Annotated in this window: 14 protein-coding genes; 5 read left to right on the top strand and 9 right to left on the bottom strand. The window is 65.6% G+C overall.

Features of this window, described 5'->3' with window-relative positions; translation table 11 throughout:
- Positions 1-21 precede the first annotated feature (21 nt).
- The 8 genes from ACEN8U_RS14785 to pxpB all read right to left on the bottom strand — a co-directional run bounded on the left by ACEN8U_RS14785 (position 22) and on the right by pxpB (position 7,249).
- On the bottom strand, positions 22-387 hold the full coding sequence (locus tag ACEN8U_RS14785; RefSeq protein WP_015003970.1) for a type II toxin-antitoxin system PemK/MazF family toxin: 366 nt from the start codon (positions 385-387) through the stop codon (positions 22-24).
- Entirely contained in the window at positions 384-764 is a 381-nt protein-coding gene (locus ACEN8U_RS14790) for an AbrB/MazE/SpoVT family DNA-binding domain-containing protein (protein ID WP_310104199.1), read from the bottom strand. Before ACEN8U_RS14790 ends, ACEN8U_RS14785 begins: the two co-directional genes overlap by 4 nt.
- Positions 761-2,569: a tetratricopeptide repeat protein gene (locus tag ACEN8U_RS14795; protein ID WP_310104196.1), complete on the bottom strand. Its 1,809-nt coding sequence runs from the start codon at positions 2,567-2,569 to the stop codon at positions 761-763. The genes ACEN8U_RS14790 and ACEN8U_RS14795 overlap by 4 nt, the downstream gene beginning before the upstream one ends.
- Positions 2,570-2,793: 224 nt before the next feature.
- The gene (locus tag ACEN8U_RS14800; protein ID WP_310104193.1) at positions 2,794-3,750 is read right to left on the bottom strand and encodes a DUF979 domain-containing protein; all 957 of its coding nucleotides are present in this window, start codon (positions 3,748-3,750) and stop codon (positions 2,794-2,796) included.
- A complete protein-coding gene (locus ACEN8U_RS14805) occupies positions 3,747-4,496 on the bottom strand; it encodes a DUF969 domain-containing protein (protein WP_041746416.1) in 750 nt (249 codons plus the stop codon). The genes ACEN8U_RS14800 and ACEN8U_RS14805 overlap by 4 nt, the downstream gene beginning before the upstream one ends.
- 279 nt (positions 4,497-4,775) lie before the next feature.
- Positions 4,776-5,528, bottom strand: coding sequence for a 5-oxoprolinase subunit PxpA (gene pxpA / locus ACEN8U_RS14810; RefSeq protein ID WP_013589888.1), 753 nt, complete (start codon positions 5,526-5,528; stop codon positions 4,776-4,778).
- A gap of 18 nt (positions 5,529-5,546) precedes the next feature.
- Entirely contained in the window at positions 5,547-6,599 is a 1,053-nt protein-coding gene (locus tag ACEN8U_RS14815; protein ID WP_310104188.1) for a biotin-dependent carboxyltransferase family protein, read from the bottom strand.
- Positions 6,596-7,249, bottom strand: a complete 654-nt coding sequence (gene pxpB, locus ACEN8U_RS14820) for a 5-oxoprolinase subunit PxpB (RefSeq protein ID WP_015003965.1) — start codon at positions 7,247-7,249, stop codon at positions 6,596-6,598. Before pxpB ends, ACEN8U_RS14815 begins: the two co-directional genes overlap by 4 nt.
- 202 nt (positions 7,250-7,451) lie before the next feature.
- Between pxpB and ACEN8U_RS14825 the strand changes: the two genes are divergently transcribed.
- Positions 7,452-7,964: a winged helix DNA-binding protein gene (locus ACEN8U_RS14825; protein WP_013589885.1), complete on the top strand. Its 513-nt coding sequence runs from the start codon at positions 7,452-7,454 to the stop codon at positions 7,962-7,964.
- Between the two features lie 73 nt (positions 7,965-8,037).
- Here ACEN8U_RS14825 and ACEN8U_RS14830 read toward each other — a convergent pair whose 3' ends face one another.
- Complete coding sequence (locus tag ACEN8U_RS14830; protein ID WP_310104185.1) at positions 8,038-8,580, bottom strand: 5-formyltetrahydrofolate cyclo-ligase; 543 nt, start codon at positions 8,578-8,580, stop codon at positions 8,038-8,040.
- Between the two features lie 77 nt (positions 8,581-8,657).
- Between ACEN8U_RS14830 and ACEN8U_RS14835 the strand changes: the two genes are divergently transcribed.
- From ACEN8U_RS14835 to ACEN8U_RS14850, 4 genes are all read left to right on the top strand, one after another.
- Entirely contained in the window at positions 8,658-10,625 is a 1,968-nt protein-coding gene (locus ACEN8U_RS14835) for a lytic transglycosylase domain-containing protein (protein WP_310104182.1), read from the top strand.
- 80 nt (positions 10,626-10,705) lie between these two features.
- Positions 10,706-11,659, top strand: coding sequence for a complex I NDUFA9 subunit family protein (locus tag ACEN8U_RS14840; RefSeq protein WP_310104179.1), 954 nt, complete (start codon positions 10,706-10,708; stop codon positions 11,657-11,659).
- Positions 11,660-11,696: 37 nt separating this feature from the next.
- Positions 11,697-12,350, top strand: coding sequence for a glutathione S-transferase family protein (locus ACEN8U_RS14845; RefSeq protein ID WP_015003961.1), 654 nt, complete (start codon positions 11,697-11,699; stop codon positions 12,348-12,350).
- Positions 12,347-13,579 (top strand): multifunctional CCA addition/repair protein, encoded by a 1,233-nt coding sequence (locus tag ACEN8U_RS14850; protein ID WP_310104176.1) that lies wholly within the window; start codon positions 12,347-12,349, stop codon positions 13,577-13,579. The genes ACEN8U_RS14845 and ACEN8U_RS14850 overlap by 4 nt, the downstream gene beginning before the upstream one ends.
- Positions 13,580-13,673 lie beyond the last annotated feature (94 nt).

Here is a 13,673-nt window from a genome sequence, read left to right on the forward strand (position 1 = left end):
TGCCCGGCATGAAATGCCGAGTCACGGCGCGGGGTCGATTGCGCTGACTACTCGCGCAACGATCTCGTCGGCTGTTTGCTTGTCGAGCGTCTCTACGTAGCGAGCAGAACCGTGCTCTACGCGAGCATTGATGTCGAAAGTGCGAACCTGATTGCATACCGCTATGCCGGTTGTATCGTGTCCGGAAATGTGGACGGCAAGGCCGGCGTGACGGAAGAAGTTGCCGCCGGTGGTGATAGGCACCGTCATACATACACCCAGCGCGTTGATCTCGGCGGGCGTGATCACGACGAAGCGGTGCCGGTCCTTCATCTCCTTGCCTGCTACGGGGTTCGGGTCGATCCAGTAGACGTCGCCGCGCCGTGGCGTATTCCGCTTGACCATCATGTCAGCTCGCTTCCCATAGGGCCGCCGTCTCGTGCCCAGGCGGTCTCTGCGGTCAACTCCGCGATACTTTCGGAGCCCTCCAGCAGTTCGGCGAGCGTATAGCGTTTTGTCGCCGACGACGCGGGCCGCGCGATCAATTGTCCATCCTGGACCTCCAAGGACATGTGATCTCCGGCGTCTACGTGCAGCAACTTGAGAAGCGCTGGCGGGATCGTCATGACAAGTGCTCCGCCCTGCCTCCGAATTTTCGATGTAACAGCCATGGTCTCTTCTCCGCTCGCTGCCGAGCCGTGAGTGTGCAACAAATGTAGCACATTACCGCCACGCGACAGCCGGCCGTGCGGTACATCAACCGCTTCGAAGCGCGGTGTTTTCATTCTTGCTCCTCCGTTTGGAGAGCGTGTACCACTTCCCCCACCACGCCCGCCCATTCCCCCAACACCTGCTGCCTGAAAAGCCGCATTCCCGGATACCACGGCGAGTCGCTGCGCGCTTGCAGCCAGCGCCAGTCGGAATTGGCCGGCAGCAGCAGCCACACCGGCTTGCCGAGCGCGCCCGCGAGATGCGCGACGGCGGTGTCGACGGCAATCACCAGGTCGAGGTTCATGATGAGCGCGGCGGTGTCCTCGAAGTCGCCCAGTTCGCCGGTGAAATCGTGCGCGCGCAACGCGAGCGGTGCGCCGGCCAGCTGGGCGTGCGCCGGGCCTTGTTGCAGCGGATACCAGCTCACGTTCGCGACATCCGCAAGCGGGTGCAGATCGGCGAGCGCCATCGACCGGTAGCGGTCGTTGCCGAATGTCGGACTGCCCGCCCACACCAGGCCGACTTTGCGGTTTGCGCCGCCGCTCGCGGCGAGTTTGCTGCGCCACGCTTCGATCTTTGTCTCGTCCGCGAACAGATAGGGCAGCTCAGCCGGAATCGTGGCCAGTTCGGTGCCGACGCAGGACGGCACGCTCATCATCGGGACCCAGAAGTCGTATGGCGCGTCCGGCCTGCCGGCGAACGCGCGATGCACGCCCGGCATGCGTTGGATGAGCCGCAGCAAAGGCTCGCGCACGCACACATCCACTCGCGCGCCGCGTTCGTGCAACACGCGCGCGTAGCGCAGAAACTGGAAGTGATCGCCGAAACCCTGCTCGCCGACGATCAGCAGGCGCCGCCCGTCGAGCGGCTCGCCGCGCCATTCGGCCACGCCCGCGACGGCCAGCGCGTCATAGTCGCTCTTGCGCCAGCGCAGCGCGAACTCGGCCCATCCTTCTGTGTAATCGCCGCGCTTGAGCAGCAGCCACGCGAGGTTCTGATGTGCGTCCGCGTAACCGGGGTCTTGCGCCAGCGCCTCGCGATAAAACTTCTCTTCTTCGTCGAGGCGCCCCTGCGCGCCGAGCGAACCGCCGAGGCACACCAGGTTCGTCGGATTCGCTTGGAGCACAACGGCGCGCCGGTAATGCGCCTCGGCCCCGGCATAGTCGCCGCGCTTGCCGATCGCGCTGCCCAGGTTGACGTGCGCCTCGGCGTAATCCGGCCGCAGCGCGAGCGCGCGCTCGAAACTGGCGACCGCCGCCTCGTGTTCGCCCTGCGCGTTGTGCGCATTGCCCGCGTTGAAGTGCGCCTCCGCCGATGTCGGATCGAGCCGCAGCGCGTCGCGGTAACACGCGAGCGCTTCGGCGAAACGGCCGAGCTTGCCGAGCGCCGTGCCGAGGTTCAGATGCGCATCGACAAACGCGGGATTCGACGCGATGGCGAGCCTGTACTGCTCGAGCGCGTCATCCAGTGCGCCTTGGGCCTGCAAGGCCACGCCGAAATTGTTGCGCGCGTCGGCGAAATCGGGCTGCAGTTGCAGCGCCTGGTCGTAGCAGATCGTGGCTTCGTCCAGTCGGCCGAGCGCGGCGGCGGCGAGACCGCGGTTGCTCCAGCACGCGGCGTCGTGACGGTCGTGCTTGAGCGCCTGGCTCATTAGCGTGGCGGCCGCCGCGTGCTGTCCGCGTTGATAGTGCAGTACGCCGAAGTAATGCAAGGCCCTTGCATGTGCTGGATCGAGCGCGAGGATTTCGCGGTAGAGGGAGTCGGCGGTGTCGAGCCGACCGGCCTGATGTGCGTGCAGCGCGGCGTCGACGAGCGAAGCGACACTGGACGACGGCGGCGACGCGGTGCGCCCGCCGGGGCGCTGGGATTGATGTTCCATGAAGACCTGCGGGAAGAGCCGCGGCCGTGCGCTACGCGCGCGCCCGCGCGCGTGGACGGGAGATCGTCCGGCATCTTATGGCCGGTCTCATGGGCCGGCGTTCGGACACATCCCATTTCCGTTGCAGGTTTTTCCTGTTGCTCATGCTTCACCGATGTGCCGCCGAAACGTCGCACGGCACATCGGAAATTGCTGCATTTTGTACTGTCTTTTACCGCTGCGTTCTAGCTGAACATCAGGAAATTGAGCAGGAAGATATTGACCACCAGCAGCGTGAGCGCCGTCGGAATCTGTACCTTGATCACCGCGTTCTTGTCAGGCAGTTCGAGCAGCGCCGCCGGCACCATGTTGAAGTTCGCGGCCATCGGCGTCATCAGTGTGCCGCAGTAGCCCGAGAACATGCCGATCGCCACCATCACGGCCGGATTGCCATGAAACACGCCGACGAGAATCGGCACGCCGACGCCGCCCGTCATCACCGGGAAAGCGGCGAAGCCGTTGCCCATCACCATCGTGAAGAGCGCCATGCCGATGCAGTACACAGCCACCGCGATGAACCGGTAGTCGAGGCTGATGTACGCGGTCGTCACGTGCGCGACGGCTTTGCCGACGCCCGCATCCGAAAACACGAGGCCGAGCATGCCGAGCATTTGCGGCAGCACCGCGGCCCAGGAGAGGGCGTCGACGAGGCGGCGCGCTTCCTTCATCGACTGGCCGACGGTGTCGCGCGTCAGCACGCAGGCAATGGCGAGCGCGATGACGCAGCCGATGCCGAAGCCGATCAGCGTGACGTTGGCCTTTTCGATCAGCGGCACGCCGCCGAACACCAGGTGGCTTGCCGACAGCGTGACGATCACCGTGATCACCGGAATCGTCAGCGCGGGCACGAACAGCTTGTTGCGAAGCCGCGCGGCGCTCGCCTTGCGCGCTTCGAGCGAGAGCACGCGCGGCTTGCCCGCGGTCACGCCGCCGAAGCCGGCAATCAGCGCCATGGCGATCACCGCGACGCCGACCACGGCGGGCGGCAGCTTGTCGCCGATCAGAAAGATCAGTGCGTAGAGAATCCAGAAGCCGCCGGCCGTCAGGCGGCGCGGGTGTTCCTTGTCGGTGACGATCATGCCGCCGATGATCAGCAGCACCACGCCCAGCAGCCAGAACAGATAGGTAATCGTGAGCGTCATGCTTTGTCTCCTGCGGCCGATTGCGCCGGCGAAACGGTGGTGTTGCCCGCTTTCGCGTTGCCGCGCAGTTCGCGGTCGAGCTTGCGGTCGAGCAGATACAGGCGGAAGCCGTGAATCAGAAACGCGCTGATCGCGGTCGGAATGCCCCACACCGCCACGTGGATCGGCTCGACGACGATGCCGGCCTCTTTCAGGAAGGTGGTCATCAGCACGATGGCGCCGAACGCGACGAAAATGTCCTCGCCGAAGAAGAGACCCACGTTGTCCGTTGCCGCCGAGAAGGCGCGCAGCTTGAAGCGCACGGCGTCGCTGATCTTGCCGAAGCGGGTTTCGGTGGCGCCTTCGGCCATCGGGGCGATGAGCGGGCGCACCATCTGCGGATGTCCGCCGAGCCCGGTCAGGCCGACCGCCGCGGTGAGTTCGCGCACGAGCAGATAGACGATCAGCAGACGCCCGGCCGTGGCGGCCTTGATGCCGCTGATCCACGTCTGGGCGCGCTCGCGCAGGCCGTGCCGTTCGAGCAGGCCGATCACCGCGAGCGGCAGAAGAATGATCAACGGAATGTTGCGCGTCTTGATGAAGCCGGTGCCGATTTCGGCGAGGATCTTTTCAGGCGGGAAGTGCGCGGCGAGGCCGGTGATGATCGCGGCAACCGCCACGATCAGCATCGGATTGAACCGCAATAAAAAGCCAACGATGATGACGGCCACGCCGATCAGCGGCCATAAACTGACTGTTGTCTGCATCTGGATCTCCAAACAGGTTTCAACCTCGCCGCTTGTGGCGGCCAGCATGGGCCGGCGCGTGGCGATCCGCGCGCCGTTTTGTTGCCGCGGCTCTTGGCGGCCGCGTTGCTACGTACTGCTACTTCACCTTCTACTGCAACTGCAACTCGCGTTGCTGCGGCGAACTCGCCGCCCGTCCGCCGCCCGTTCGCCGGAAGCGTTCCGCACCTGGCGAACGCCCCGCGTGGAGCGGGGCGTTGGAGGATCATCAAGGCATGGCGCGGAACAAACTCGCCGACGTCAGACGCTGGCGGCGCCGGCCGCATGCACTTCGATACCGGCCTGCTCCAGCGCGCTGCGAATGCGCCGCGCGAACGCGAGCGCGTGCGGGCCGTCGCCGTGCAGGCAGATGGTCTGCGCATTGAGCGGCACCCATTGGCCGTCGACCGCGCGCACACGCTGCTCGCGCACCATCGCGAGCGTGCGTTCGAGCACTTCGTCTTCATCGTCGAGCAGGGCGCCCGGTTCCTTGCGCGGCACGAGCGAGCCGTCGGCGCGATAGCCGCGATCGGCGAACACTTCTTCGATGGCGGTCAGCCCCGCGTTGCGCGCGGCCGTCACGAGCCCGCTGTTGGCAAGCGCGAACACCGCGACCGACGGGTCGAAGTCATGCACGGCCGACACGATCGCATCCGCGATCTTCGGGTCGCGCGCGGCCTGGTTGTAGAGCGCGCCGTGCGGCTTGACGTGCGCGATGCGCCCGCCCTCGGCCTGCGCGATTGCCGACAGTGCGCCGAGCTGATACAGCACGCCCGCGTAGATCTCGCTCGCCGGCAAGTCCATTTCCTTGCGGCCGAAATTCTCGGGATCGTTGAAGCTCGGATGCGCGCCGATCGACACGCCTTTCTGCACTGCCCAGCGCACGCAGTCGCGCATGGCCTGGGCGCCGCCCGCGTGCCAGCCGCACGCGATATTGGCCGAACTGACGAGGTCGAGCAGCGCCTCGTCGGAGCCGCAGCCTTCGCCGAGATCGGCATTCAGATCGATTTCCATGGTGTTCCCTCTATTCAGTTACAGCGCCGCGACGGCCATTTGCCGCGCGCAGCGCTCTTCATGCATGGCGATGGCGGCGTCGATCTGCCGCAAGTAGGTGCGCTCTTCGAGCAACGCCTGGCGCGCCTCGTAAGGTGTGGTCGGGATGAAGCGCACGGCCGCGTTCAGGCGCACCTGCGCGAGCTTCCACAAGTCGGCCTGAATCACCGCGCCGATCTTCGGGTAGCCGCCGGTGGTCTGCGCGTCGCTCATCAGCACGATGGGCTGGCCGTTCGGCGGGACCTGGATCGTGCCCGGCAGCACCGCGTGCGACAGCAGGTCGGCCTTCTGCTTGCGTTTCAGTTCGTTGCCGGCGAGCCGGTAACCCATCCGGTTGCTATTCGGCGTGACGAGCCACTCGTCGGACCAGAACGATTCCTGCGCTTCGTCCGTGAAGCTGTCGTATTCCGGGCCGCGCAGCACGCGAATCGGTACAGCCCAGGGCACGCCCGTGGGATGCCGGCCGCGCCGCAGCGGCTCGTCGACGAGCACGAACTTGCACCACGCGGGCGCTTTCACGCCGAATTCCGGCGCCTCGGGCGAGAAGCCGACGTGGCCGCGCTGCGGCGGCGCGCCGAGCGGCACGCGGTCGCCGTCGCGCAGCGCCCGGCCGCCGAGACCGCCGAAGCGTCCGGCGAGATCCGTGCTGCGCGAACCGAGCATCGGCAAGACGTCGATGCCGCCCGCGACGCAAACGTAGCCGCGCATGCCGCGCTTCGCCGCGTTCAGCACCAGCTCCTGCCCGGCTTTGACGGGCAGGCTCCACCAGGAATAGACCGGCTTGCCGTCGAGCGTCGCGCCGAATTCGCTGCCGGTGATCGCGACCCGCGTCGCGCGCAGAAACCGCAGCACGGTCGGGCCGAAGGTGATTTCGAGGCCGGCCGCGTCGGGCCGGTTGCCGACCAGCCGGTTGCCGACTTCCAGCGACAGGCGGTCGAGCGCCCCGCCCATCGCGACGCCGAGATGCCGGTAGCCGTGGCGGCCGAGGTCCTGGATGGTGGTCAGAAGACCTGCGCGAATCACGTCGATCATGCGTGTATCCCCGCGATGGTGAAGCGCACCCGGTCGCCCGGCTGCAACAGCGTGGGCGGGCGGCGCGCGGGATCGAAGAGCGGCAGTTCGGTGCGGCCGATCAGCTGCCAGCCGCCCGGCGACGTCGCCGGATAGATGCCGGTCTGCTCTCCGCCGATGCCGACGGAACCCGCCGGCACTTCCAGCCGCGGCGACGCGCGGCGCGGCGTGTGCAGCGCCTCGTCGAGCCCGCCCATATAGGCGAAGCCCGGCTGGAAGCCGAGGAAGAACACCACGTACTGGCCGCTGGAATGCCGCTCGATGACTTCCCGCACGCCCAAACCGGTGTGGCTCGCCACGGCGCCGAGGTCAGGGCCGAACTCGCCGCCGTACTGAACCGGAATCTCCACGTCGCGGCCCGCCGCCGGGGCTTCGCCGGCGGCGTCCCAGGTTTCCTGCAAGAGCTTCGACAGCGCGTCGCGGTCGGCTTCGAGCGGATCGAACACGAGCGTCAGATTGTTCATGCCCGGCACCACTTCGAGCACATGCGGCCAGTCGCGCGCGAGTTCGGCGACCGCCCAGACGCGGCGCTGGCAGTCGAGCGTCGCGGGCGGGGGCGCCTCGCAGACCAGCGCGGCGTCGCCGAGCGGAAAGATGTGGGGTTGGCTCATGGCTTGAAGACCCGAAGAAGTCAAAGAGTTCTGCATTGCGCAACGTCGGACAACCACGGCACGACAGTCACGCGATGTTTGAAGGATACATTGTCAATAAAATATCAACGATTTATCAATAAGAGTTTTCGCCAGGCTCGCGGGGCGCGCCCGCTCGTCGTACACTCCGGACACTTTCCATTTCGTTTTCTGAGAAATTCACATGTCGCGGCATCCCACCAAGATCGTCTCGTCGGAACATCTCGTGTCCGACACGAGCGCGGAGCTGTCCGAGCTCGAGTACGCGCTCATCATGGCCGGCAACGCATTCAACCGTTGGATGGTGCGCTGCATGTCGGCGGCGGGGGAAAAGGACATGACCGCCATCGAAGTCTCGCTGCTGCATCACGTGAGTCATCGCGAGCGTCGCAAGAAGCTGGCCGACATCTGCTTCGTGCTGAATATCGAAGACACGCACGTCGCGACCTATGCGCTGAAGAAGCTCGTAGCTAGAGGGTATGTAAAAAGCGAAAAGACCGGCAAGGAAGTGTTCTTTTCGGCGACGGAGGCGGGCCGCGCGCTATGCCTCAAGTATCGCGAGGTGCGCGAAAGCTGCCTCATTTCGACGCTGAAGGAAAGCGGCCTCACTAACGAGCAGATCGGCGAGGCGGCGCAATTGATGCGCAGTGCGTCGGGCATGTACGACACGGCCGCGCGCGCGGCGGCGTCGTTATAAAGAAGAGGCGCGCAGCCTGACGCGTCAATGCACCTCAGCGCAGAGCGAGCGCGCGCTCGCGCTTCGTCCGGGCTTAACCGGCGGCTCGCGCATGCAGCCCCGTCTCGGTGACGATCATGTCGAGGGGAATGTCGTGCGCCTCGCGTTCGAGCGCGGGCGTGCGGCACGCTTCATATGCGACGCCAACCGTGATCGGCCTCGTCGCGCCGGGCCAGCCGGCGAGCGTGCGGTCGTAATAGCCGCCGCCGTAGCCCAGGCGGTAGCCGTCGGCGTCGAAACCCACGCAGGGCACGAGCAGCAGCTCGGGAATCACAAGGCGTTCCGTTGCCGGCTCGGCAATCTTGTGATGGCCGATCTTCATCGGCGCGTCGGGCGACCACGCGTGGAATTCGAGCGGCAAGCCGCGTTCCCTGATGATCGGCAGACTGGCTTCGCGCGGCGAGCCGCCCGCCAGCCAGATGGAGACCGCTGCGCGCGCATCGAATTCGCCGGCGAGCGGCCAGTAGAACCCCACGCTTTTGGCATCGAAATGCTTCAGCGCGTCGAGCACGCGGCGTCCGAGCGCGGCATTGTTCGTCGGCTCGGAAGCCGCTTGCAGCCTTGCTTCCAATAGCATTCGACGCAGCGCCTTTTTCGATTCGGCGGAAGGGTTGCATGCTATGCTTGGGTTCAATTCGCGCTCCAGAAACAACGATGTCAAAAAGTCTTTTTCGAGTATATCGCGCGGCCGGTATGGCGCTTGCCGCAGCCGCTCTCGTCGCATGCAGCACCGCGTCAGCCGTCAAGCCCCTTCCCATTTCGCAGCTCACCAACGACGACCAGATTTTCGTCCAGTTGCGCGAGGCTGCCCGCAATAACGACGCGGCGCGCGCGGCGCAGCTCGCGAGCATGATTCCGGGCTATCCGGCGCCTTCGTATGTGGAGTATTTCCAGCTCAAGCCGCAGCTTTTCGATTCGGGCGGCCATGCGCGCGTCGACGCGCCGGACGCGCCGGTGCTCGCGTTCCTGCAGAAATACGACGGTCAGGCCATTGCCGACCGCATGCGCAACGACTATCTGACGGTGCTTGGCACGCGCCACGACTGGCGCAACTTCGATCAGCAATATGCGCGCTTTGTCCTGAACGACGACACGCAGGTGAAGTGCTACGCGCTCGAATCGCGTGCGTCGCGCGGCGAGAATGTCGCGGACGCGGCGCGCGCGCTGCTCGTCGATCCGAAATGGTACGGCGACGGCTGCGTCGACCTGATCACGATGCTCGGCGTCAACAAGCAGTTCAGTACCGACGACGTCTGGCAGCAGATCCGTCTCGCGTACGAACAGAACTACACGAATGTCGGCAGCAAGCTCGTCGACGCGCTGGGCGACCACGCGCCCGATCCCGTGCTGTTCGGGCAGGCGGCGAATACGCCGCCCTTGCTGCTCGCGCGCGGCGTCGGTGCCGATCCGCAATCGCATCAGCTCGCGTTGCTCGCGATCACGCGCATGGCGCGCAACGATCCGGCCATGGCGGCGGCCACCTTTGCGTCGGTCGCACCTTCGCTGAATTCGCCGGAGCGCGCCATCGGCTGGGGCACGATCGCCTATCAGGCCGCCGCGAAACAGATGCCGAGCGCGACCGACTGGTACCGCCTGTCGGTGAACGCGCCGCTCTCCAATCCCGCGTACGAATGGCGCACGCGCACGGCACTTCTCGCCGGCGACTGGAACATGGTGCGCTGGTCGATCGAGCAGATGCCGGCGGCGCTGCGCAACCAGCCGTCGTGGATCTACTGGCACGCGCGCGCGCTCAAGCAGGCGGGCGACACGACCACAGCCAACCAGGAATTCGAGTCGATCTCGCAGGGCTTCAATTTCTACGGCCAGCTCGCCGCAGAAGAACTCGGCCAGAAGATCGTGGCGCCGCCCAAAACCTCGGTGACCGACGCCGAAGTCCAGCAGGCCGGCAACACGCCCGGCTTCGATCTCGCGCAGCGCTTCTACGCGCTGAATCTGCGTCTGGAAGGCAATCGCGAATGGAACTGGCCGCTGCGCAACATGAGCGATCGTCAGTTGCTCGCCGCTGCAGAATACGCACGCCGCATCCAGCTGTACGACCGCACCGTCAACACGGCCGACCGCACGAAAACCGAGCACGATTTCTCGCTGCGCTATCTGTCGCCGTTCCGCGACATTGTCGAGCGCGATGCGCAGTCCACCGGTCTGGACGTGGAATGGGCGTACGGGCTGATTCGCCAGGAGTCGCGCTTTATCATCAACGCGCGTTCCGAAGTCGGCGCGGGCGGTTTGATGCAGTTGATGCCGGGCACGGCGCAACTCGTCGCGAAAAAGATCGGCCTCGGCCCGATTTCGCGCGAGCAGATGAACGACATCAACACCAACATCCTGCTCGGCACGAACTATCTGTCGATGATCTACAATCAGTTCGATGGTTCCGCCGTGCTGGCCACCGCGGGGTACAACGCCGGTCCGGGCCGTCCGCGCAACTGGCGGCAGTCGTTGCAGCATCCGGTTGAAGGCGCCATCTTCGCCGAGGCGATTCCGTTCCAGGAAACGCGCGACTACGTTAAGAATGTGTTGTCCAACACGGTCTACTACGCGGCATTGTTCGAAGGCCGTCCGCAATCGCTGAAGGCGCGTCTGGGTTACATCGCACCGTAAGCGCCGTGCCGCCGCTGCCTCCTGCGAGGCGGCGGCGCGCCTCGCCAGCCGTTGCCGCGGCTTCCACCAGGGAGTCGAAAATGCGACATAAAGCCATTGCGATCATCGGCGGTTCCGGGTTTATCGGAAGCCATCTCGTCAACGCCCTCGTTGAAATGGGCAAAGACGTGCGCATCGCCACGCGGCGGCGCTACAACGCGCGGCATCTCACGCTGCTGCCTATCGACGTGATCGAAACCGATGTGTTCGATCCGGTGCAGCTTGCGCGCTTTGTCGAAGGCACGGACTGCGTGATCAACCTGGTCGGCACGCTGCACGGCAAACGCCGCACGCCCTACGGTCCCGAATTCGCGCGCGCGCATGTCGAACTGCCCACGCGAATCGCCGCGGCTTGCGAAGGCAAGGGCGTGCATCGGCTGATTCATCTGAGCGCGCTCGGCGCGGACTCGCACGGCCCGAGCATGTACTCGCGCTCGAAGGGCGATGGCGAGAAAGCGGTGCACGCGGCGAATCTTGCATGGACGGTGTTCCGGCCGTCGGTGGTGTTCGGGCCCGAAGACCAGTTCCTGAACAAGTTCGCGTTTTTGCAGCGCGTCTTTCCGGTGATCCCGCTGGCCATGCCGGACGCGAAGTTTCAGCCCGTGTATGTCGGCGACGTGGCCAAAGCCATTGTCAATGTGCTCGATCTCGACGCGGCCAACGGCAAGACCTATGAACTCGGCGGCCCGAGCGTCTATACGCTCGAACAGCTCGTCAAATATTGCGGCGACGTGATCGGCCGGCACGCGAGCATCATCCGTCTGCCCGACGCGCTCGCGCGCATGCAGGCGATGACCTTCGAAATGGCGCCGGGCGAACCGGTCATCACGCGCGACAATCTCGACTCCATGAAAGTCGACAACGTGCTGAGCCGCCCGCTTGCGCCCGAGTTGGGCATCGAGCCCGCCAGCATCGAAACCATTGCGCCCGTCTATCTGACCGGCGCGTCGTCACGTTCGCGTTTCGATGCATTCCGCGCGAGCGCGGGGCGCTGATCTCTTTTACTTTTCCCCACTCTTCATATGAACCGGCATGAAGCTGCTTATTGGTGACAAGAACTATTCATCGTGGTCGATGCGGCCATGGCTGCTGCTGAAGCACTTCGGCATTGCGTTCGACGAAGTGCTGATTCATCTGAATCAGCCGGGCACGAATGCCGCGGTCCTCGCGCACGCGCCGAACGGGCCAGGCAAAATTCCCTGTCTGATCGACGATGCGGGCGAGGCGATCTGGGACTCGCTCGCCATTGCCGAGACGCTCGCCGAGCGTTTCCCGCAGCACGCGCTATGGCCGCGCGACCCGGCGGCGCGCGCGCGTGCCCGCAGCATCAGCGCGGAGATGCACTCGGGCTTCGGCGAATTGCGCTCGAACATGTGGATGAACATTCGCGCGTCGTTTCCCGGCAAGAACGCGAAGCCCGGCGTGCTCGCCGACATCGCGCGTATCGAGACGATCTGGCGCGACTGCCTCGACACCTACGGCGGGCCGTTCCTGTTCGGCGAATTCAGTATTGCCGACGCCATGTATGCGCCGGTGGCCATGCGCTTTAACACGTGGCGGCCGGCGTTGTCGGAGACGTCGCAGGCTTATGTTCGTCGACTGATGCAAGAGCCGGCGGTCAAAGCCTGGATCGACGACGCGTTGAGCGACACCTACGCCGTGCCGTATCTCGACGAATGCCCATGAATATCTATGCAGTAGGCGGCGCGATTCGCGACGAACTGCTCGGCGTGCCGGTGCAGGATCGCGATTACGTAGTGGTCGGCGCGACGCCCGAGCAGATGGTCGCGCAGGGTTATCGTCCGGTCGGCAAAGACTTTCCGGTGTTCCTGCATCCCGAGACGCATGAGGAATACGCGCTCGCGCGCACCGAGCGAAAGACGGCCGCCGGCTATCACGGCTTCCAGTTTTTCTACGCGCCGGACGTGACGCTCGAAGAAGACCTCGCGCGCCGCGACCTGACCATCAACGCGATGGCGCGCGAAGTGCGCCCCGACGGCGAGCTGACCGGGCCGGTCGTCGATCCGTTCGGCGGCCAGCGCGACTTGCAGGCCAAACTTTTCCGCCATGTCAGCGACGCGTTCCTGGAAGATCCCGTGCGCATTTTGCGGATCGCGCGTTTCGCTGCGCGCTTCGCAGATTTCACCGTCGCGCCGGAGACGCTCGCGCTGATGCGCAAGATGGTCGCCGACGGCGAAGTGGACGCGCTCGTCGCCGAACGCGTCTGGCGGGAGGTGTCGCGCGGCCTGATGGAAAAAAAGCCGTCGCGCATGTTCGAGGTTTTGCGCGAGTGCGGCGCGTTGGCGCGGATTCTGCCGGAGATCGACGCGCTCTTCGGCGTTCCCCAGCGCGCGGACTATCACCCGGAGGTGGATACGGGCGTGCACGTGATGATGGTGCTCGACCACGCCGCACAGCAGGGCTACGCGCTGCCGGTGCGATTCGCCGCGCTGACGCACGACCTCGGCAAGGCCACCACGCCGGCAGACATCCTGCCGCGCCACCTCGGCCACGAAGGACGCAGCGTCGATCTGCTCAAGCCGCTGTGCGAGCGCCTGCGCGTGCCGAACGATTGCCGCGACCTCGCGCTGCTGGTCGCGCGCGAGCACGGCAACATTCATCGTGTGATGGAGATGGGCGCGGCTGCGCTCGTGCGGCTGCTGGAGCGCGGCGACGCGATTCGCAAGCCTTCGCGCTTTGCCGAAGCCTTGCAGGCGTGCGAGGCGGACGCGCGCGGGCGGCTCGGTTTCGAGGCGCGCGAGTATCCGCAGGCCGAGCGGCTGAGAGTCGCGCTCGTCGCCGCGCGCGGCGTGGATGCGGGCGCTGTCGCGAAGCGGTTTGCCGATGCGCCGGCGGGGATCAAGGACGCCGTGCACGAGGAGCGCGTGCGCGCGGTGGCGGCGGCGCTGGGGTGAGTGTGTGGCGGCCCGCGCTCGCGCCGCATGTCCGCGAAAACGCGGCGAAAACGCCGCGCAACGCAGCGAAAACGCAACACAACGCAGCGCGGCT

Source organism: Paraburkholderia phenoliruptrix (genome assembly GCF_047325075.1).
GTDB classification, from domain to species: Bacteria; Pseudomonadota; Gammaproteobacteria; order Burkholderiales; family Burkholderiaceae; genus Paraburkholderia; species Paraburkholderia phenoliruptrix.